The sequence below is a fragment of the Rhizobium sp. P1_C7 genome (genome assembly GCF_056406295.1).
In genome coordinates, this window is sequence record NZ_JBFUAL010000003.1 from 182,515 (window position 1) to 203,189 (window position 20,675).

Consider the following 20,675-nt stretch of genomic DNA (forward strand, 5'->3'; position numbering starts at 1 on the left):
CGGACAGATCGCATAGGTGCGCCCGGCTGACCGCTATTTGTAGGGATCTGCGGCATCACGCAAGCCGTCTCCCAGAAAGTTGAACGCCAAAATCACCAAGACCACCGGTATAATCGGGAAAAGCAACCATGGATAGAATGCAATAACGCTTACGCTCTTTGCCTCTGTCAACAGGATTCCCCAACTCGTAATCGGTGGGCGCAGCCCGAGCCCCAGGAAGCTCAATGCCGTCTCGCCGAGAATCATGCCGGGAATGGAGATTGTCGCCGAGGCGATCAGGTGTGACATGAAGCCGGGGACGAGATGCCTGCCAATGACGCGCGACGTGCTGGCGCCCATGAGCTGGGCCGCCTGCACGTAGTCTTCTTCGCGCAAAGCAAGTAGCTTGGAGCGCACGGCACGCGCCAAGCCGGTCCAGTCGATGATCCCGAGGATCACCGTGATGCCGAAATAGATGACAATCGGGCTCCAAGTTACCGGCATGATAGCGGCAAGCGCCATCCACAAGGGCAGGCTTGGCAGAGATTGGAGCACTTCTATCAGGCGCTGAACGATCAGGTCGAACACACCGCCCCGATAGCCCGCGAGGCCGCCGATAACGATACCGAGGCAAAAGCTGATTGCGATGCCGATCAGGCCGATGGTCAACGAGATGCGGGCTCCATAGAGTATGCGCGACAACACATCGCGCCCCAGACGGTCGGTTCCCAGCAGAAACATCTGGCCGCCCACTGCCGGGCAGACGAGATGCAGGTCTGCACTGACCACTCCCCAGAATTTGTAGGGATCGCCCCGGCAGAAAAAGCGGATCGGCTGTACGTCGTTTTTCCTGTCGGTGTAGACGCGATGCAGCGTATCTAGGTCGAGCGACATGCTCCGACCGTAGACGAACGGGCCGACAAAGCTGCCGTTGTCAAAGAAATGGATCCGCTGCGGCGGCGCATGGATGAAATCGACGTTTTTTGTATGCAGCCCGTAGGGCGCCAGGAATTCGACGATCAGGATCATCAGATACACAGCGACCAGGAATATTCCGGATGTCAGCGCAAGTCGGTGCTGCTTGAATTTCCACCACATCAGCTGCTTCTGCGATGCAAGATGGATGCGCGACTGCGCAGATGTCATGGCCTCGGTCGCGTGCGGATCGAAGGGTGCGGTCGAAACATAGTGCGGCATAGGCGCGCCGGGCGGGGGCAAGGGCGACATTATTTGGTGCTCCTGCCTTGCAGGCGAATACGTGGATCAAGGAAGCCGAGCGCAATGTCGGAGACCAAGACGCCGATGACGTTGAGGAATGCAAGGAACATCAGGAACGATCCGGCAAGATACATGTCCTGGCTCTGCAACGCCTTGATGAGCATGGGTCCCGTCGTCTCGAGCGACAGGACGATCGCAACGATCTCGGCACCCGAAATGATTGACGGCAAGATCGATCCGATGTCGGCGACGAAGAAGTTGAGCGCCATGCGCAGCGGATATTTGATCAGCGCGCGCAACGGGTGAAGCCCTTTGGCGCGAGCAGTCACGACATACTGCTTCTGCATTTCGTCGAGCAGGTTGGCGCGCAGCCTTCGGATCATACCGGCTGTCCCGGCTGTTCCCACGATCACCACCGGGATCCAGAGATGAGAGAGAATCGAGCGCGCTTTCTCCCAGCTCATGGGCTCCAACAGGTACTTCTGATCCATCAGATGACCGATGGAGACGCCGAACCACATGTTGGCAAAATACATCAGGATAAGCGCCAGCATGAAATTCGGAATGGCGATGCCCAGCAGTCCGAACAGCGTCAGGCCGTAGTCGCCCCAGCTATACTGGTGGGTCGCCGAATAGATGCCGATCGGAAAGGCGATCAGCCATGTCAGCAGGATGGTGGAGAAGGATACGAGAATCGTCAGCCACAACCTGTCGCCCACCACGTCGGATACTGGCAACTGATACTCGAACGAATAGCCGAAATCGCCGTGCAGCATGCCGCCGACCCAATAGAAGTAGCGAACGACTGCAGGCTTGTCGAAGCCGTACTGCTTCCGCAGCTCCTCGATTTCCTGGAGGTTTGCGCTCTCGCCTTGCGCCCGGAGTTCGGCGATCTGGCTCTCGAAAAAGTCGCCGGGCGGCAGTTCGATGATCGTGAACACCAATGCGGAGATGACGAAGAGCGTCGGAACCATTGCGGCGATGCGCCAGAGAATATACCGCAGCATCGCTCAGACCTCCTTGAACCAGAAGGAATCCGGCATGTAAATCCCGAGATAGGAAGTCGGGTCAAAGCCGTAAAGCCCGCGCGCCGGGACGTTCTGCAGTTTGGCCGACTTCAAGATCGGCTGGAGCGTGCTGTTGATCAGGCCGATCGAGAAGACCTGTTGCGTGTAAAGCGACAACATCTGGTGCCAGATCGCCTCCCGCTCCTCGAATTGTGCGGTTTCGCCCCATTGGTTGAGCAGATCGACCAACTGCTTTGCCTCCGGCAGGTCAGGTGCGCGGCCGGCCTGTCCGGCGGAGAGGTAGTACATGCCCCAGAGCGGCCACTGTAACTGATCGTCTTGCGTCGGAGCGAGCTGTCTCGGCGACATGTCGGCAGTGGCGACACCGTTTTCGATGCCGAACCAGATGGACATCATAATCGTTCCACTCATCGCCCGGTTGTGGAAGACGTCGCGTTGCGACGTGCGGGTATAAAGCGCAAGGCCGACCTCACGCCAGTGATCGCGCACGAGCTCCAGCACGTCGGTATCGAGATTGCTTTCGCCCGGCGTCTCTATCGTGATCTCCGCGCGGCGGCCATCTGGCAGCAGGCGAATGCCCTCGCTGTCGCGATTGACCAGCCCCAGCTCGTCGAGCAGCTTGTTTGCCTGGTCTGGATCATGGGCGATGAAGGCGTCTGCATACTCCGACCGGAAAAGCGGACTTTCCGGTAGAACGGTGTCGGCGCTCGCCTTGCCGAGGCCGTAGAAGGCGACCATGTTGAGTTCGTGCCGGTCGATCGCCAGCGACAGTGCCCGGCGGAACCGAGTTTCTCGGAAAAGCCCGCGCCAGACATCATCGGCACAGTTGAGGTTCGGCAGCAATGCCACGCGCGAGCCGCGCACCTGCCGCCAGAGGCTGACGTTCACCGGAAACCGCTTCTCGGCATCCTTCAGGAAGGTGTAGTCGTTGAAGTCGATTCCGGTCGCCTGCAGATCGGACTCGCCGGCGCCCGCCTTGGCCGCAATGATCGACGACGAGCTGACGTTGAGAATGAAACGGTCGACATAGGGAAGCTGGACGCCATTCTCGTCGATGCGATGGAAAAACGCATTGCGCACGAAAACGAATTGCTCGGCTGGTGGCGGTGTCGTGTTCTGCCACGGATCAAGCGTCGGAAGGTCCGGGTTTTCCGGACGCGAAGCGCGCGACATCTTGATGTGTAGGTCGGCCCACTTCTTGACCCTGTTTTGCTTCATCAGGGCGGACATCCGAAAATCGTCCTGGTATTTCTTGTGGAACTGCCTCAGATAGTGTCCCGGGCCGAAAATCATCAAGGGCAAGGGGCCCGCCAGCGCCGGCATGAAATTCGGATTGGGCCGATCCCAGGTGTAGCGCACCGTTAACGGATCGAGCACTTCGAAACGCGGCAGATCGCCGTGAGGCCTGAGTTCCAGCGCGCCTCCGCCAGGGGTGAGGTCCTTGTTGAGGATAACGTCTTCCCACCAGTAGCGGAAATCGTCTACCGTAAACGGCGCGCCGTCCGACCAGCGATGACCTTCGCGCAGGTGGAAGGTAAAGACGGAATCTTTCTCCGACGTGAAACCCATCAGGATATCGGGCTGCAGCTGCAGCTTCGTGTCGTAGCCGACGAGCCGCGAATAACCGTAGACGGTCATGTAGCGGATGTCTTTTGCGCTCCCGATGATCGTACGTACGGTGCCGCCATAGGTGCCCGGCTGGAGCCCCGCGTCCTTCATGTTGATGATCCGCGGATGCGTCGGCAGGCGATCCACCATGGCCGGAATGCGGCCGGCGCGCAGCAAGTCGCGCAGGAATTCCGGTTCGATATCGCGGTCCGCCGCCTTGACGACCGATGGCGCGATTGCGGCACCGACCATGCCTCCGAGAAAGCGCCGACGCGTTACCATGAACGGAGCTCCTCGACGTCAGCGCCCTTGCGGGCGCGCACGAAATGGCCGTTGCCGAGATCGGCGTAGTCGAGCTCTGACGCATCGTCGTGTTCGGCGGTGAACGTAAGGCCCCAATTCTGCTTGTCGGCGGCGCCATTCTTGCGCAGCGCCTCGAAATCGAGCGGCCGGTCGAGATCGGGGAAGGGGACCGCCGCAAGCAGCGACTTTGTGTAGGGGTGCACCGGATCGCGCAGGATGACCTCTCGGGGTGCTATTTCAACAATGCGTCCCATGCACATCACGGCTATCCGGTCCGCCATATAGTCGACGACGGCGAGATTGTGCGAGATGAACAGGTAAGTCAGTCCCAATTCTTTCTGCAAATCCTTGAGCAGGTTGAGGATCTGGGCCTGGACAGAGACGTCGAGCGCCGATACCGGCTCATCGAGGATGACGAGCTTGGGCCCAAGCGCCAGCGCGCGTGCGATGCCGATCCGTTGCCGCTGGCCGCCGGAGAAGCTGTGAGGGTATCGGCTCAGATAGCGACGGTCGAGCCCGATTGCGCCCATGAGCGCTTCCACCTTCCGGCTGCGCTCCGCACCGTTGCCTCGATCGTGGATTTCCAGCGGCTCGCTCAGAATGTTCCTGACAGTCATGCGCGGGGATAGCGAGGATACCGGGTCCTGGAACACCATCTGGATCTTGGTCCTGAGATCCTGCAGCTCGTCGCCGCTCACGGACAGGACGTCGATGACATCCTTGCCATCGTTGAACGTCACCGAGCCGCTGTCCGGCGTGATTGCGCGCATCAGGATCTTGCTTACGGTCGTCTTTCCGCAGCCGGACTCTCCGACCAGTCCGAGGCATTCGCCGCGCTGAATGTCGAAGCTCACGTCATCGACCGCACGAAAACCGACGGTCTCTCGCGTGCCCAGCAGGCCGCGATTGCGGGTTTTGAAAGTCTTGGTCAGGTTGTTGACGGACAGCAGGATTTTCGGTCCCTCGACCTCGATCCTTTTCTTGCCGATCATGGATTCGAGATTGACCGGCACATCGCGCATGGCCTTCAGCCGTTCGCCGGGCTTCATGTCGAAATGCGGCACCGCGGCCATCAGTCCCTTGAGATAGGGGTGCTGCGGATTGCGGAAAATGGATTTGACCGGCCCGGCCTCCATGATCTCGCCATGGTAGATCACCACGACTTCGTCGGCCATGTTTGCCACTACGCCGAGGTCGTGGGTGATCAGCAGCATCGCCATGCCGAGCTTATGCTGAAGATCGCGCAACAGCTCGAGAATCTGCGCCTGGATTGTCACGTCCAGCGCCGTCGTCGGCTCGTCGGCGATCAGCAGCGCTGGATTGCAGATGAGCGCCATGGCGATCATCGCACGCTGGCGCATGCCCCCCGAAAGCTCGAACGGAAACATGTCGAAGGTGCGCTTTGGATTGGCAAAGCCGACAAGGCCGAGCATATCCTCGGTCTTGTCGCGGGCCTCTTTCTTGTCAGCCTCGGTATGGATCAGCAACGCTTCGCTGATCTGATTGCCGACCGTGTGCAGGGGAGACAGCGAGGTCATCGGCTCCTGGAAGATCGTCGCCATGCGGCGGCCGCGCAAATCCCGCATTTCCGCACTGTCACGTGAATAGTGCAGGATATCCGTGGTCTTGCCGTCGAGGGGGTCGGTAAACAGAATGCGACCCTGGGCCTGTGCCGGGTTCGGCAGGATGCCCATGATGCTCTGGCTGATAACCGATTTGCCCGAACCGGATTCACCGACGAGCGCAGTGACTTTGCCGGGCAGAATACGCAGGTTTGCGTTTTTTACGACCCGGAGGCTTTCGCCGAAAACCGAGAAGGAAACGTCGAGATTCTCGATGCGCAGCAGATCGGAGGCGGGCGCCATACCAATGATATTCCCCAGTTTTTCTTCGTTCCCGTTGCGCCACACTAGCGTACCGCAATCAGGGTGTCCAGTTGATGACGGACACACAAAAACCGGGAGCTTTAGATCCCTTGGAAGAGTGGGATCCGGCCGCCTCGGCGGCCGGATCAGCTACTGAATAAATTTCTCGACTGCCGGCGCCTTGGCATGATTGCGAGCATCGCGATGCAGCAGAATGACCTGCTCGGCTTCCGACAGCGCGGCCTCCTGCGTCTCGGCGAAGTTCTCATCGACATGAAGCGTCGGTGCAGGTGCACGCGGATGCAATACCGTGATCTTCTGGCGGACGCCCCGCAGCTTCTCCTCGCCCAGCGTCGTCCAGTCGCCTCCGCAGTAGCCGGCAAAGGCCTGGCTTGCGACAACCTCCCGGGAGTACTTTTTCGTCAGCGCCTGCAGCCGCTGGACCTCGTTGACCGCGGAGCCGAATGCAGAAAACGTCAGCCTGTCCTTGAGCCCGACATTGCCGAACATGACGTTGCCGACATGCAGGCCGATGCCGTAGGAGACCTTGCCGAGACCGCTTTCCTGCCGCGTCTTGTTGAGTTCGGCGACCCGCGCCTGAGCTTGATGAACCGCCGACAGAGCTGCCTGGCAGGCGATTTTCGACGGATCCTTATGACGGCCGCACGGATAGACGGCAAGAAATCCATCCCCGATGAAGCTCAGAATTTCGCCGCCATTGCGATTGAACGGTGCCGCGATCGCATCGAAGAACTGGTTCAGTGTGTCGATGTAGTTCTGTCTGCCTTCCTTTTCGGCATACATGGTCGATTGGCGCATGTCGCCCATCACCAATGCCGCACGGATCGTTTCGCCGTCGCCCCGGCGTATCTGGCCGTTCAGTACCCGCTTGCCCGCATCGCCACCCAGATAGGTGGTCAGCATGTTGTTGGCCAGCTTGCCCAGTACGGCCATCTTAGCGGCAACCGCGAGATGGTTCTGCATGCGCAGCAGCGCATCGATCATGTCATCGGAAAAGCCGGCGTGACTGTCGGTCGACCACGACCCCATCATGCCCTGAACCGATCCGTCGCCGAAGGGCTGCACGAAGGCAAGGTAGTCGGTAATCCGTTCGTCGCGCAAATCGGCAAACACCGGGAATTCGGGCTGACCGTCAACGGGAATGCGGCGGCGAAGGTGCTGCAGATTGTTGTCCAGCAGATAGTAATAGGGGCTTTGAATAAAGCGGTCGGGTTTCTGGCCCGCCGCATGGCGGTAGCCTTCGATAGTGACGCCGCTTGTGCGCCGCCAGGTGAAGCTCAGCGCGTCGTAGAGCGGATGCAACATGGAAAACGTCAGGTGCACACGTGCAATCGGCAAGCCCGCCGCGGCAATTCGTTCGCAGAACCCGCGAACGATATTCTCAAGGTCGTCGCCGGCCAGCGAAGAGTTCGTCAGCCATTCCGCGACCCGATCCAATAAAATCGCTGAAACCCGGGACTCGATCACGCCCATTCCTGGTAGTATCCTCATAAGGCACGCCATCCATGAAAGTCGGAAAGACCATCTGCAGCACGGTTGTGCGCAGATCGGAAAGTCAGGATGGGCGTGTGATATTATTGTGTCAACAATCTGCCGGTGACCCGGCAGTCGCACCTGTCAAACCCCTGATATCGTGGGCTGGATAGGCGGTCCTTTCTGTGGTTCGTTACCCGACCTAGATAGGCACCTCGCAATAGGCAGACAATGGGCACCGCACATTTTATGATGCGGTATTGGCATCTCTTTGGGCATCCGGGTCATTTCCGCAACACCTGCAAGGGTTGTTTTTGTGCCGGAGCGCAGCCAGTGGAGGAATGGCCGTATGGCGTTGCTTGGTCATAAGGCTGGCCAGCGGGTTTCATTCGCCACGATCTTACATTAGATCAGATAACTCATTCCGGACTTCAAACGAGACCCGCCTTGGCCAGCTCCCCTATCTCAGACGCTCTCTTGAACAAGATCGAAACCCGCACCGCGCGCGCCGGCGTCATCGGGCTCGGCTATGTCGGCTTGCCGCTTGCGGTCGCGATCGCCCGCAGCGGCTTTCCCGTGACAGGGTTCGACATCGATCCGAAAAAGATCGTTTCGCTCGATGCTCGTCGCTCCTATATCGATGCCGTGACAAGCGCGGACCTTTCTATCGAAATCGATGCAGGGCGGTTCTGCGCCACGTCCGATTTCGTCGGTCTGGCGGCTTGCGACGTCGTCGTCATCTGCGTGCCGACGCCGCTTACCAAGCATCGTGATCCCGACCTGTCCTTCGTCGAGGCAACTTCGCGTTCGATCGCCGAGCACCTGCGGCCCGGCCAGCTCGTCGTGCTGGAATCGACCACCTATCCCGGCACGACCGACGACATCGTCAAGGTCATCCTGGAAGAGACCGGCCTCAAGTCCGGCGTAGACTTCTTCGTCGGCTTCTCGCCGGAGCGCGAGGACCCCGGCAATCAGCACTACCACACCGCGACAATTCCCAAGGTCGTTGCAGGCGATGGAGCGGAAGCTCTCGAGCTGATGAAAGGCTTTTACGGGGCCGCGGTGAAGACCGTGGTGCCGGTCTCCTCCAATGCGACGGCAGAGGCAGTCAAGCTAACCGAGAACATCTTCCGTTCGGTCAACATCGCGCTGGTCAACGAGCTGAAGACTGTCTATGCCGCCATGGGCATCGATGTCTGGGAGGTGATCGATGCGGCAAAGACCAAGCCCTTCGGGTACATGCCGTTCTATCCTGGGCCAGGTCTTGGCGGGCACTGCATTCCGATCGATCCGTTTTATCTCACTTGGAAATCGCGGGAATACGAACTGCCGACCCGCTTCATCGAACTCGCGGGCGAGATCAATTCTGCCATGCCGCGCTACGTTGTCGGCAAGCTTGCGGAGGCGCTCGACATCCGGGCAGGCAAGGCGCTCAGCCGCTCGCGCATTCTGGTGATCGGCCTCGCCTACAAGAAGAATGTCGCCGACATTCGCGAAAGCCCGTCGCTTCGCCTGATCGAAATCATTGAGGAACGCGGCGGCAAGGCCGATTATCACGATCCCTATGTTGGCGAAATTCCTCCGACACGCGAATATCAGGCGCTGAAGGGTCGCTGCTCCGTTGCCCTGACGGCCGAGCATCTGACCGACTATGATGCGGTGCTGATCGCAACGGATCACGACGAGGTCGACTACGGCCTGCTTGCGGAAAGCGCCCCGCTGATCCTCGATACGCGCAACGTCTTTGCGCGCCGCGGCCTTGTGGCGGATCATATCCTCAAGGCGTGACGGCGCTGACCGGGGGCGCCTTGCCGGTGATCTGGCTGGCGGCGACGGCATATCCGCCGCCTGCGCCGTCGATGAAGTGCATGTGGTCGCGCGACAGGGGCGTTGGCACGAAACACGTCATCAGCGCAGATGACTGGCGATGCAAGCCGTATCTGGCAATGCCGTTCGCTTGCGCCTTTTCCAGCAGCGTCTGAATCCGGCTGAGATGATGGGCATCGACGTCGATCGTCATCTTCAAACCGTCGTCGAACTTGCGGAAATCCGTGTTTCCCGAAACATCCTGCCGATAGCGCCGGGCGTCGAATGTGCCGAGCTTCAGGCCGAAGCGGTGCAGGAAGATCGTGAGGCCGATCTGGAGCATGATCCACAGCCGTTTGCCGAAACGTTGCCCGGCCGGTGCTGTCGCGCTTGCCTCGCGATTGATTCCTGTCATGGAAAAGCGAAGCGAGGGGCCGTCGGCCGGCACAGGGTGGCCGTTTCGGCTCTGCTCGGCGGAAATGGCAACGACCTGCGTCACAAGCTCGCGAAATTCAGGGCTTGTCCCGCCATCGCCCGGAACAGCGATGATCGAGACAATCTCGCCGTTGCGCGCTTCGATCGGATTCCATCGGCAGGAGAGGCCGGTCAAATCGGGTCTGGTGCCCTCCGGTGCGGCTTCGACACCGTACCGCCCAGCCTTCATCTGCCGCTCTGCCCAGGTATTGCCGCCGCCGGCGAACATCGCATAGGTAACAAACGGGCTTGCCTGATAACGCGCCACGCGAACGTCCAGGCCCGCGCGCCGAATGTCGGCGATCGGCACCACCGATATCCGAAGGTTGAGCTTCAAATCTTCTTCGACCCAACGCTGAGCCGCACCCAGCGCTTCGCGCGCGGTCTTCTCCAGCGCGCCGGGCAGTGCCACCAAGCCGCCATCCCCGCCGAAGACGAACGGGTAGTCTCCCATGCCCACGGCGTTCAGCACGGCGGAAATGACACTGACGCCCGCCATATTCACGTCCTTGTAGCGGCCGTCCATGATTGCCTGCGTCGAGCCGACGATATCGGCGAGCGCCAGTATCCAATCACCCGGCAGCGGGCGATAGTTGCCGGTGTCCGCCACGCCTTCGAATTGGTCGAAGATCGGCACGCCCGCAAAGAATGAGTCATTCGAAACATCGTTCATGGCTAGAACTTAGAACAGACCCGTGTTGCCATCGCAACGCCATTTTGTGGCAGGGCCGCTACGAGCGCCGCCCAGTGCAGCGACACTCCATCCTCCAAAGGGAATGGCTGATCGCCATTGTGCGAGCCGGTCCGATCGTACTCGCCAGAGAGGGATCATTCGTTAGCGCGTCTATCACCCGACCGGGGCCGCCCGTGCCGGACTTCTATTGAAGGTCGTCGTTCCCGGGTGGTCAGGCGCTGCGGCCCCTATTTTGCACTTGCCTGCAACCGTTTCATCTGCTGTTCAAGAGAACACTGATTACGGGTGAGATTGTCGGCGGCAAGGGATTTGGCACATGAGCGGGAAGTGGGATTTCTGGGTCGACCGCGGCGGCACCTTCACCGATGTGATCGGACGCGATCCGGATGGTGGTCTGCATCCGCGAAAGCTGCTCTCCGAAAACCCGGAGGCATACCGTGATGCGGCGATCGAGGGGATAAGGACGCTGCTCGGCCTCGAGGCGGGTGCCATCATCCCGGCCGAGCGTATCGGTACCGTCAAGATGGGTACGACGGTCGCCACCAACGCGCTCCTCGAACGCAAGGGCGACCGTGTTCTTCTCCTCACGACGAAGGGTTTCCGCGATGCGTTGCGTATCGCCTACCAGGCTCGCCCCGATATATTTGCAAAAGAGATCGTTCTGCCCGAGCAACTCTACGAGCGCGTGATCGAGGTCGATGAACGGGTCCGCGTGGATGGTCAGGTCGAGAGAAGCATCGATCTGGCGAGCGTCAGGGCCGAGATTGCGAGAGCCAAGGATGACGGTATCGACGCGGTCGCTGTCGTCTTCATGCATGCTTGGAAGTTCCCGGATCATGAGCTCAGAATGGCGCAGCTCTGCCACTCGCTCGGCTTCGGGCAGATCTCCGTCAGCCATCAGGTCTCGCCACTGGTGAAGCTCGTCGGCCGTGGCGACACGGCTGTCGTCGATGCCTACCTCTCGCCGATCCTCGGCCGCTATGTCAGCCAGGTGGCCGAACAGCTCGGCATCGATCCCGGCAATTCGCCGGCAGAGGCCGCGGAAGTGCGCAGCGCGCCGCGGCTCATGTTCATGATGTCTTCGGGCGGTCTTACGGCTGCCGCGCTTTTCAAGGGCAAGGATGCGCTTCTGTCCGGGCCGGCGGGTGGTGTCGTGGGGATGGTGGAAACCGCCAGGCTCGCCGGCTTCGATCGTGTCATCGGTTTCGACATGGGAGGAACGTCGACCGATGTTGCCCACTATGACGGCGAGTATGAACGAGCATTCGATACCGAGGTCGCGGGCGTTCGGGTACGTGCGCCGATGATGCGGATTCATACGGTTGCGGCCGGCGGCGGCTCGATCCTCCATTTTGAAGCGGGGCGCTTCCGCGCTGGGCCCGACTCTGCCGGGGCCAACCCCGGACCGGCCTGCTATCGTCGCGGCGGCCCCCTCGCCGTCACCGACGCCAACGTCATGCTTGGCAAGCTTCAGCCCGAGTTTTTCCCTGCCATCTTCGGACCGGATCAGAACGAAAGACTGGACCGTGATGTCGTTCGCGCCGGGTTTGAAGCGTTGGCGGTCGAGATAGGCGACGGCCGGAGTCCCGAGGGCGTTGCGGAAGGCTTCATCACCGTGGCCGTCGAGAACATGGCAAACGCCATCAAAAAGATATCCGTCCAGCGGGGATACGACGTCACCGAGTATGTCCTGAACTGCTTCGGCGGCGCCGGTGGCCAGCACGCCTGCCTTGTCGCCGACGCGCTCGGCATGGAGGCGGTGCTGATTCATCCCTTCTCGGGGCTGCTTTCGGCTTATGGGATCGGGCTGTCGTCGGTGTTCGCCTCTCGCCAGCAAGCGCTGATCAGGCCGCTTGCAGATGAAACGCTGCCGGCAATCGAAGCGCTCATCGGCCAGTTGCGCGCCGCGGTCCTTGCGGAACTCCGAGATCAGGGCATCGAGGAGCAGCAAACACGCACACGCCCAATTCTTCATATCCGCTACGACGGAACCGACACTGCACTCCCCGTCGGCTTCGAAGCGGGCTCGCTCGTGCAGGCGCGCCACGATTTCGAAGCGCTTCACAAGGCACAGTTCGGCTTTATCTACGACGACAAGGCGATGGTCGTTGAGCTTGTGGCGCTGGAAGGCCATGACCATCGCCAACGGGAACGGGACGAACAGGACGCACCTGTCGAGGACATCGCGCCGGAAGCCGCTGAAACGCGGATGGTGTTTTCCGACGGCGCGTGGCGCAAGGCCGCGGTCTTGCCGCGCGAGGCGCTCCGAGCGGGACACCGCATGCCGGGTCCGGCGCTGATCATCGAAAAAAACCAGACCATCGTTGTGGAGCCCGGTTGGCAGGCAACGATCAACGCCAAGGGTCACGTCGTCATGCGCCGTGTCGAAAAGAAGCGCCGGCAGGCCGCCCTCGGCACCGAGGCGGATCCAGTCATGCTGGAGGTCTTCAACAACCTCTTCATGTCCATTGCCGAGCAGATGGGCGTGACGCTCCAGAACACCGCCTACTCGGTCAACATCAAGGAGCGCCTCGACTTTTCCTGCGCGGTGTTTGACAGCGCCGGGGCGCTCGTTGCCAATGCGCCGCACATGCCGGTGCATCTTGGCTCGATGGACAGATCGGTCGAAACGATCATCCGCCTGAACGAGGGCAAGATCCGTCCCGGAGACGTATTCGCCCTGAACGCGCCCTACAATGGCGGGACGCACCTGCCTGATATCACTGTCGTGACCCCGGTCTTCGACGACACCGAGGCCGACATCCTCTTCTACGTCGCGTCGCGCGGACATCACGCGGATATCGGCGGGACAGCGCCCGGATCGATGACACCGCTCGCCACCACCGTTGACGAGGAGGGCGTGCTGTTCGACAATTTCCTGCTCGTGGAGGAGGGCGGCTTCCGTGAGACGGAATTGCGGCGGCTGCTTACGGAGCATCGTTATCCGGCGCGCAACCCGCACCAGAACGTCGCCGACCTGAAGGCACAAATCGCCGCGAACGAAAAGGGCGTGGCGGAGTTGCGCAAGATGGTTGTCCATTTCGGGCTCGGTGTCGTCCAAGCCTATATGGGCCATGTCCAGGACAATGCGGCCGAGAGCGTGCGGCGCGTGCTCGACCTGTTGCCTGACGAAAGCGCCTGCGAGTACCCGACAGACACCGGTCAGATGATCAAGGTGAAGATTAGCGTCGACAGGCAGAGGCGGAAGGCGACGGTCGATTTTACCGGCACCTCGCCGGTCATGAAAAACAACTTCAACGCACCGGAGCCGGTCGCGCGTGCGGCTGTTCTCTATGCCTTCCGCGTCATGGTCGAGGACATGATCCCGATGAACGCCGGATGTCTTCGCCCGATCAACATCATCATACCGGACGGATGCATGCTCAAGCCGGCCTATCCGGCCGCGGTCGTTGCCGGAAACGTCGAGACTTCCCAGCATGTAACCAATGCGCTGTTTGCGGCCATGGGGGCTCTTGCCAATGCGCAAGGGACGATGAACAACCTGACCTTCGGCAACGAACAATATCAATACTACGAGACGATCTGCTCCGGCTCGCCCGCGGGACGAACAAATGATGGAAGGGGATTTGAGGGCACGTCAGGCGTCCACACGCATATGACGAATTCGCGTCTTACCGACCCCGAAATCCTTGAACTGCGCTTTCCGGTTCTTCTCGAAGACTTCCACATTCGCACAGGCTCGGGTGGCATCGGCAAATGGAATGCGGGCGACGGCACGGTCAGGACCATCCGTTTCCTTGAGCGTATGGAATGCGCCATTCTGTCGTCGCACCGCTCTCATCCGCCGCGCGGGCTCAACGGCGGTGGCGACGGCGAGACCGGGAGCACCCACGTTCGCCGCAGTCACGGCTCTGTTGAGACGCTCAAGGCTTGCGACCAGACCGTGCTCGAGCCGGGCGACGCAGTCATCGTGACGACCCCGACATCAGGCGGATACGGCAGCCGGTGAGGTCTGCGGAACGCCATGTTTGAAGCGCTTCAGGAGCAAGCCTGACCCGGCCGTTGCGTCATTTAAGGATTGCAAGTGCCAAGCTTGCTTCAGTCACCGTTTCTCGCTAGCTCTGTTCCGAGCCGGTTGGCCCGCTGACTTCGAGGTTGCATCGCCACCTTGTTGTCACGATCGAGACGAATTGAACTCCCGAACTTGGTACGATCGTATCATCTTCGAACAATTGATGAACGGACAAAGTCATACATGAGCCGCCTCGACAGCTTCATTCGCCGGTTGACGGCCCAGCGTGATATCCTCAATGAGATCGTCGCCCTTGTGGACGGAACTGAAGGTCCGGTGATGGAGTTCGGCCTTGGCAACGGGCGCACGTACGACCACCTGCGGGAGCATTTTCCCGATCGGCGCATCATTGCCTTTGATCGCGAGGTCCGCTCCTATTCGTCCTCCACGCCTCCCTCCGAAGATATGATCACCGGCGACATTCGCGAATCGGGACAGGCCTTCCTGGGGATCGGCGCCGCCCTTGCCCATGCGGATATCGGCACAGGCCACGACGACATCGATGCGATCACGCTGACATGGCTGCCGCAACTGATGGTCGGGGTGCTGACCAAGGGCGGCATCGCCGTCAGCGGACTGCCGCTCGATCGCGCCGAACTCGAGCCGCTGCCCTTGCCGCCCGGCATCAAGGAAGGCCGCTATTTCCTTTACCGCAGACGCTGATCACGGCAGAAAGAGCACGTCATACTGGTCGACGCCGCCCGGCAGGTCGATGACCCGCATCTCCTTCTCTTCGTCTTCGAAGAACACCAGGCAGGTTTCGTAGAAGCCGGCAAGCGCGACGATGAAGTCGCGTGTCTGATTTGGGCCGTAGAACAGCGGCGTGAACTCCATGTAGAGCGGCACACGTCGCGACATGAGCGGCGCCATGGAACGGCAGGCGACCGGCTCATAGCCCTCTATGTCCATCCACACCAGGCCGATCGCGGCAGGGTCTATCGCGAGGTCGGCCAGTATTTCGGTTACCGGCTTCACTGGAACGCTGATCTTCTTGTCGTTCGCACTCTGGCGGATCGCGCTGCTCTTGCCGTGATTGTTGGCATTCATGAAGAAATCGATCTGACCGTCGATGTCGCCGGCCGCGCAATTGACCAGGGTCACCGTCTGTTCCAGATTGTTCTGGCGGATGTTGGTCTGCAGCAGGGGGAAATTGCGGGGATCGGGCTCTATGCTGACGATCTGGTCATAGGCGCGGCTAAGCGCGAAATAGACCGTCTGCGTACCGATGTTGCCGCCGATCTCAAGAAGACTGCTGTGATGTCTCATCAGGCCGCGCTCGCGCAGGACCGCAAGCAGCCTGTCCACGTGCTCCCGCTCGAAGTGCCCTTTGCGAAAAACCTTCCGCCCGATGTAGTCGGACGGAGAGAATGTCATCAGGTGATCGCCGGCATCGACGGTCATCGAAACAACCCGCGGTCCCATAGTCTCGATCAGGAGACGTCGGCCGGTGCGGGTATCGAAGAAGCGGCTCGCAAGGGCATTGCGCATTTTGCGCAGGCGTTTCTTCCAGTATTTTGTCGCAAGCCAGCTGCGGCCCGGCATCAGCTTTTTCCTTCTGCCAATTCGACTGCCTTGTCCCTCGAAATCACATAGACTTTCAAGGGCAGGGCGCGGCCGCGCACGCTGATTTCACGACTTTCCACGCCCTCCATATCGGTGCCCGCAAGCGCGGCGACAGGCTCGGAAATGACGAGCGCGACGTCGAATTCCTTGGCGGCTGTTTCGAGCCGGCTGGCGACGTTGACCGTGTCGCCGATCGCCGTCGTGCTGCGCACCCGGCCGTAACCAAGCGTACCCACCACCGCTGGTCCTGTATGGATGCCGATCGCAATGCGAAGCGGGAGCGACAGTTCGTCGGACAATTCCGCGCCCAGCTTCTCGATGTCGCGCGCGATTGCCGCTGCAGCCGACAGTGCCTGCCGGCATGCCTCTTCCGGCGAGTTGCCGATGCCGAAGAGGGCCATTGCGCCATCGCCGATGAACTTGTCGATCCGCCCGCCGGCCTTTTCGACGGCATTGCCGACCAAGGCGAAATAGCGGTTCAGAAGGAAGACGATGTCGAAGGGCAGGCGTGTTTCGGTGAGGGTCGTGAAATTTCGGATATCGCAGAAAAGCACGGCTATCTCCCGTTCGCGGCCCGGGCTCGTTTCCTGGCTGTTGGCGGGAAGGGTCATCTCCGTTGCGGGAATGAGCAGTGGAACGACGGTAATGTCGGCGACAGGGTGAAGCTGGCAGGCAAGGCGAACATCTGGTGCGGCGTTGATGCGTCGCAGTGTCGACAGCTCCAGCTTGTCGGGCGGCGGAAGATCCTCATAACTGCTCAGCACCTGAACACGGCAGGTCGAGCATTGGCCTTTGCCGCCGCAGACGGAATAATGCGGCAACCCGCCGAGCCGGCTGGCCTCAAGCACGGTAAAGCCGCGCGGCACACGGATCGACTCGCCGCTTTGATAGTGGACGGTGATCTGATCGACCCGCTCTTTCCATCGGCGACGCGTGCGTGCGCCGATGACAAGCAACAGCGAACTTGCGAAGGATCCGTAAAGCCCTGCACGGATCATCGCGACCTGCGCCTGCGCGGCAGGATCCGTGTAGTAGCGGGCATTGATGTTGGCCTCGTAGCGGTTCGTATCGACGATGCCCTCGTAGGCAGGCTCGGCAATGGTCCGACCCATTTCGATAAAGCCCAGTATGGCCAGCACCGGTACGAGGATGGCAACGGCCAGCAGAGGTGCTGCGACATCCTGGTACCATGCGCGATAGCGCAGCCAGTAGTGCAGGCCGACGCAGCCGTGAAACCACACGACCAAGAGTGCGAAGACCTGTCGCAAACCGTTTCCGGGCGACGTTATCCAGAGAAGCCGAACGATCGTTTCGTAATCGTCTCTGTAGTGGAAGAGCGAATGGGCGATGCGCGTTCCGATGACGTGATCGATCAAAAGCAGCGGGATCGCCAGTCCCAGCACGATCTGAGCCATTTCCCCCTTGGGCATGACAAGGCTGCGGCGGACGTAGATGGAGCGCAGCACCAGTGCAATATGGGTGAATATGGCGCCATAGAGGATCAATGTGCCGAGCGGATTTCGCCAAAGGGCCATGAAAAGCCTGCGGCCCTCATCCGCCGCGGAAACCGAAACAAGGCCCAGCGCATGATTGGAAAAATGCAGAAGCACGAAGGCAAACATGACGAGACCCGAGCCGAGCCGGGCTCTTCTGATCGCGCGCTCCGAAAAAATGCTGCTGGCTGCGACGGTCGCCATTCAAACCCGTTCTTGAATACCAAAACACAAATACACTAGAGATGAGGCAATTGAGGTGAAATTGTCGCCCCGACAGCGATCGCTCGTCACATTCTCGTCATGCAAACCATAAGGAACGCAACAATAGCAGATTCTCTCTTGGCGGGCCCAGGTGCCGGTTGTGAACAGTCCGTCTCGGCAGGAATGCAGTGATGCGTATTGCATTCTACGCGCCGTTGAAATCGCCTAACCATCCTGTGCCCTCCGGCGACCGCCTGATGGCGCGGCTGCTGATCCGCGCGCTGGAGCTGGCAGGGCACACTGTCGACGTTGCGTCGGAGTTTCGCAGTTTCGCGGCAACTCCTGAAACCGCAATGGCCGTACAGCACAGTGCAGGAGAGGAGTTGGAGCGGTTGCGGCAATGGTGGGCCGGGCGACCAACGCCGGAGCTCTGGTTCTGCTATCATCCCTACTACAAATCCCCTGACCTGTTTGGCCCCGAACTTTGTGCCGAGTTCGGCATTCCCTGCATCACCGCGGAGGCGTCCTATTCGCCCAAAAGGGACCTAGGCGACTGGGCGCCGTTTCAAGCGCGCGTCGCCGCGCAGGTGCGAGCGGCGGCGGTCAACATCGCCTTTACGCAGCGCGACAGGCAGGGTCTCGAGCGGGCCATCCCGCAAGCCCGCATCGCTTCGCTTGCCCCCTTCATTGACGCTGCCCCCTTCGCGGTAGCGTCCTCGAAATCGGAGCCGACGAGACTGATCTGCGTTGCAATGATGCGCCGCGGCGACAAGCTCAAAAGCTATGCGATGCTTGCCGATGCGTTGCACCTGATCAAAAAACGGCCCTGGACACTGACGGTCGTTGGGGACGGTCCCGTGCGTGCGGAAGTCGAGCAGCTGTTTGCCGATTTCGGCTCCGAGCGCGTCGAATGGCTCGGCGAGCGAAGCGCCCCCGACATCGCAGGGGATCTGGCGGGCGCCGGCATCTATGTCTGGCCGGGCTGCGGTGAGGCCTATGGGCTGGCCTATCTCGAGGCCCAGGCTGCCGGTCTACCCGTCGTGGCGCAGCATACGGCTGGCGTGCCGGAGGTGGTAAAGGCTGACCGGACGGGTTATCTGACGCCGGACGGCGATGTCGCGGCGTATGCTGCGGCGATAGACCGCTTGCTTGCCGACCCGGCGAAGCGATCCTCAATGGGTGAATGCGCCCGCCGCTTTGTGCTTGACGAGAGATCCCTGACGGTCGCAGCAGCGGCCTTGGACGATATTTTAAGACGATACGCGGGAGCGGCGGCATGAGAGCTGATCAGACATGGATGCCGCTGCGGGTGGAGCTCGAACGCTGGCGAGCGGCGGGCCGCATCGCGCGGTTCTGGTTTCGTGATGACGATGCGGTGGAGCCGACCGACGCTCTCGACAGGCTGCTTGGAATGACGCGCGACGCTGGCGTGCCGCTGTTGCTTGCCGTGATTCCGGCTTTGACAGGCAAAACCCTGGTGGATCGGCTCTCGGGCGAACACCATGTGTCAGTCGCACTTCATGGCTGGTCTCACACCAACCATGCTGCCCCTGACGAGAAGAAGCAGGAACTCGCAGGCCACCGGCCGGCCGATGTCGTGCTTGGGGAGCTGCGCGCCGGCTTCGGCAAGCTTGAGCGGCTTTACCCGCAACAGCTCCTTCCAGTGCTGGTTCCACCATGGAACAGGATAGACCAGGCGCTTGTTGCCGAACTACCCTCCCTCGGGCTCAGCGCTCTGTCCGTCTACGGCCGGGCGAAATCTGGCGGTGCGATCAGGTTGCTCAATACCCATGTCGACATCATGAATTGGCACGGGAAAAGGGCGGGAAGGCCTCATGCTGAGCTTGTTGCCGCCCTGGTCGCGGAGCTGCAGGTTCGCTTCGAAGGAGACCCCGAACCGACCGGAATTCTCGCGCACCATCTCGTCCACGATGCGACTGCCTGGGATTTTCTATCACGGCTTGTTGAGGAAACGCATCGCCACCCTGCCATCGCCTGGACGGCGGCGCGGACGCTGCTGCAAGCCTAAAGCTTGATCACCTGATTGTCGCGGGCAGCGAAGGATTTCGCGAAGACGGCCTGGGCCTCTTTCTCCATGGCCTCCAGCTGAACGTCCGTTCGCGACGGGGCGTGATGGAAGAGCGCGAATTGTTTGGTTCCTGCCATCCGGGCAAGCTCGACGCCATGTTGCCACGTGGAATGACCGAAGCCCTTGAAGCGCTGCATCTCGTCTTCGTTGTAGGTGCAGTCGTAGACGGCGAGATCGACGTCCTTCATCATCTCCAGGACCGAAGGGTCGTAGACACCGGGAATATGCTCGATGTCGTAGACGAGGGCGACAGAACGGCCCTGCCACTCGACACGGTAGCCGATTGCTCCGCCGGGATGATTGAGCATGAAGGTCTTGATCTTGATGCCGGGGCGCGGTTCCAGCGTCTGGCCTGCATGAAAATCGCGGAAGCTCATTGTTGCCTGGCAGATATCGGTCTTGACCGGGAACCAGGGCGGGCTGATGAACTGCTCGATCATTTCGCGCGTACTCATCTTGCCGTCGAGATGTCCCGACCAGATCCGAAGATCGATCGAAGGATAGTAGATCGCCTTGAAGAACGGCAGGCCGATGATGTGGTCGTAGTGACAGTGGCTGAAGAACAGGTCGACGTCCCTGACCTCGTCGTTGAGCATGGCAAGACCTGCTTCGCGCACGCCTGAGCCGGCGTCGAAGATCATTCGGTGCTCGCCGCAGCGAATTTCGATGCAGGAGGTGTTGCCGCCATAGCGATCGAACTCGGGGCCGGAGACCGGAATACTGCCGCGAACGCCCCAAAACTTTACCTGAAAGAGATCTTTACTCATCGCGTCTTCAAAATGGGCCAACCCCACCACGCTAGCGTAATCATAGTTTGAGCCTGA

At 60.6% G+C, this 20,675-nt stretch carries 14 protein-coding genes; 5 read left to right on the forward strand and 9 right to left on the reverse strand.

Translation table 11 applies throughout. From position 1 onward, the window contains the following. Positions 1-33 precede the first annotated feature (33 nt). From AC1D2R_RS05920 to AC1D2R_RS05940, 5 genes are all read right to left on the reverse strand, one after another. Entirely contained in the window at positions 34-1,206 is a 1,173-nt protein-coding gene (locus tag AC1D2R_RS05920) for an ABC transporter permease (RefSeq protein WP_477965710.1), read from the reverse strand. Continuing rightward, positions 1,206-2,204: an ABC transporter permease gene (locus AC1D2R_RS05925; protein ID WP_477965712.1), complete on the reverse strand. Its 999-nt coding sequence runs from the start codon at positions 2,202-2,204 to the stop codon at positions 1,206-1,208. The genes AC1D2R_RS05920 and AC1D2R_RS05925 overlap by 1 nt, the downstream gene beginning before the upstream one ends. A 3-nt stretch (positions 2,205-2,207) precedes the next feature. Next, positions 2,208-4,115, reverse strand: a complete 1,908-nt coding sequence (locus AC1D2R_RS05930; protein WP_477965714.1) for an ABC transporter substrate-binding protein — start codon at positions 4,113-4,115, stop codon at positions 2,208-2,210. Then, positions 4,109-6,001, reverse strand: a complete 1,893-nt coding sequence (locus AC1D2R_RS05935) for an ABC transporter ATP-binding protein (RefSeq protein ID WP_477965716.1) — start codon at positions 5,999-6,001, stop codon at positions 4,109-4,111. Before AC1D2R_RS05935 ends, AC1D2R_RS05930 begins: the two co-directional genes overlap by 7 nt. Positions 6,002-6,151: 150 nt before the next feature. Beyond that, entirely contained in the window at positions 6,152-7,495 is a 1,344-nt protein-coding gene (locus AC1D2R_RS05940; RefSeq protein ID WP_477965718.1) for an adenylate/guanylate cyclase domain-containing protein, read from the reverse strand. 447 nt (positions 7,496-7,942) lie between these two features. Here AC1D2R_RS05940 and AC1D2R_RS05945 point away from each other — a divergent pair, with 447 nt between their 5' ends. Further along, entirely contained in the window at positions 7,943-9,283 is a 1,341-nt protein-coding gene (locus AC1D2R_RS05945) for a nucleotide sugar dehydrogenase (RefSeq protein WP_477965720.1), read from the forward strand. On the opposite strand, the gene AC1D2R_RS05950 is transcribed toward AC1D2R_RS05945, so the two are convergent. Further along, positions 9,273-10,448 (reverse strand): DUF3095 domain-containing protein, encoded by a 1,176-nt coding sequence (locus tag AC1D2R_RS05950; protein ID WP_477965722.1) that lies wholly within the window; start codon positions 10,446-10,448, stop codon positions 9,273-9,275. The two genes, AC1D2R_RS05945 and AC1D2R_RS05950, sit on opposite strands and share 11 nt — an antisense overlap. Before the next feature lie 337 nt (positions 10,449-10,785). On the opposite strand from AC1D2R_RS05950, the gene AC1D2R_RS05955 reads away from it, so the two are divergent. Both AC1D2R_RS05955 and AC1D2R_RS05960 read left to right on the forward strand, forming a co-directional pair. Continuing rightward, positions 10,786-14,439, forward strand: a complete 3,654-nt coding sequence (locus tag AC1D2R_RS05955) for a hydantoinase B/oxoprolinase family protein (protein ID WP_477965724.1) — start codon at positions 10,786-10,788, stop codon at positions 14,437-14,439. Between the two features lie 246 nt (positions 14,440-14,685). Continuing rightward, positions 14,686-15,165, forward strand: a complete 480-nt coding sequence (locus AC1D2R_RS05960) for a class I SAM-dependent methyltransferase (RefSeq protein WP_477965726.1) — start codon at positions 14,686-14,688, stop codon at positions 15,163-15,165. On the opposite strand, the gene AC1D2R_RS05965 is transcribed toward AC1D2R_RS05960, so the two are convergent. Together AC1D2R_RS05965 and AC1D2R_RS05970 are read right to left on the reverse strand one after the other, a co-directional pair. Then, positions 15,166-16,044, reverse strand: a complete 879-nt coding sequence (locus AC1D2R_RS05965; RefSeq protein ID WP_477965728.1) for an FkbM family methyltransferase — start codon at positions 16,042-16,044, stop codon at positions 15,166-15,168. Further along, complete coding sequence (locus tag AC1D2R_RS05970) at positions 16,044-17,762, reverse strand: adenylate/guanylate cyclase domain-containing protein (RefSeq protein WP_477965730.1); 1,719 nt, start codon at positions 17,760-17,762, stop codon at positions 16,044-16,046. The genes AC1D2R_RS05965 and AC1D2R_RS05970 overlap by 1 nt, the downstream gene beginning before the upstream one ends. 191 nt (positions 17,763-17,953) lie before the next feature. Here AC1D2R_RS05970 and AC1D2R_RS05975 point away from each other — a divergent pair, with 191 nt between their 5' ends. Together AC1D2R_RS05975 and AC1D2R_RS05980 are read left to right on the forward strand one after the other, a co-directional pair. Continuing rightward, a complete protein-coding gene (locus AC1D2R_RS05975) occupies positions 17,954-19,042 on the forward strand; it encodes a glycosyltransferase family 4 protein (RefSeq protein WP_477965732.1) in 1,089 nt (362 codons plus the stop codon). Next, on the forward strand, positions 19,039-19,791 hold the full coding sequence (locus AC1D2R_RS05980; protein WP_477965734.1) for a polysaccharide deacetylase family protein: 753 nt from the start codon (positions 19,039-19,041) through the stop codon (positions 19,789-19,791). Before AC1D2R_RS05975 ends, AC1D2R_RS05980 begins: the two co-directional genes overlap by 4 nt. Here AC1D2R_RS05980 and AC1D2R_RS05985 read toward each other — a convergent pair. Next, the gene (locus AC1D2R_RS05985; RefSeq protein ID WP_477965736.1) at positions 19,788-20,618 is read right to left on the reverse strand and encodes an MBL fold metallo-hydrolase; all 831 of its coding nucleotides are present in this window, start codon (positions 20,616-20,618) and stop codon (positions 19,788-19,790) included. The genes AC1D2R_RS05980 and AC1D2R_RS05985 overlap by 4 nt on opposite strands. Between the last annotated feature and the right edge of the window lie 57 nt (positions 20,619-20,675).